The following is a 921-nucleotide window of genomic DNA, read 5'->3' as shown; positions in this document are numbered from 1 at the left end:
CGGCGGCCCTGCTCGCGGCCTCCGCGCTGCTCGTGTCCGGCTGCGGCGCGAGCGGCCCGGGCTCGGACGGCACGGTGGGGGCGGCGCTGGCCGCGCTGCCGATGTCGACCCCGTCGGCGCTGTCGCCGTACTACACGCAGAAGCTGAGCTGGCGGGAGTGCGGCGGTCCCGGTTTCGAGTGCGCCACGATGAAGGTGCCGCTCGACTACGACAGGCCGGCGTCCGGTGACATCAAGCTGGCCGTCGCCCGCAAGAAGGCCACCGGCAAGGGCAAGCCGCTCGGCTCCCTGCTGGTCAATCCGGGCGGCCCCGGCGGCTCCGCGATCGCATACCTCCAGCAGTACGCGGGCATCGGCTACCCCGCCGAGATCCGGGCCCGCTACGACATGGTCGCCGTCGACCCGCGCGGGGTGGCCCGCAGCGAGCCCGTGGAGTGCCTGGACGGGCGCCAGATGGACGCGTTCACCGAGGTGGACATGACCCCGGACGACGCCAAGGAGACGGACGCCCTGGCCGGCGCCGACCGGAAGTTCGCCGAGGCCTGCGGGGAGCACTCCGCGAAGCTGCTCCGGCACGTCTCCACCGTCGAGGCGGCCCGCGACATGGACGTCCTGCGCGAGCTGCTCGGCGACAAGAAGCTGAACTACGTGGGCGCGTCGTACGGCACGCTTCTCGGCGCGACCTACGCCGGGCTGTTCCCCCACCGCACCGGTCGGCTGGTGCTGGACGGTGCGATGGACCCCTCGCTCGACGCCCGGCAGGTCAACCTGGACCAGACGGCGGGCTTCGAGACGGCGTTCCGGGCGTTCTCGGCGGACTGCGTCAAGCGGGCCGACTGCCCGCTGGACGGCAAGGACGCGACCCCCGCGCAGGTCGGCGACCGCATGCAGAAGTTCTTCCGGGCGCTGGACGCCCACCCCA

1 protein-coding gene is annotated in these 921 nt (G+C 73.2%); it reads left to right on the top strand.

The features are described 5' to 3' along the window. Positions 1-8: 8 nt before the first annotated feature. The coding region (locus CCN33_RS29110; RefSeq protein ID WP_244173973.1) for an alpha/beta fold hydrolase at positions 9-921 on the top strand (913 nt) is incomplete at its 3' end.

The organism is Streptomyces recifensis, from assembly GCF_002154615.1.
Lineage (GTDB): Bacteria > Actinomycetota > Actinomycetes > Streptomycetales > Streptomycetaceae > Streptomyces > Streptomyces griseoluteus.
The sequence above is the reverse complement of the archived record's forward strand: the minus strand, read 5'-3'. Positions and strand labels throughout refer to the sequence as shown.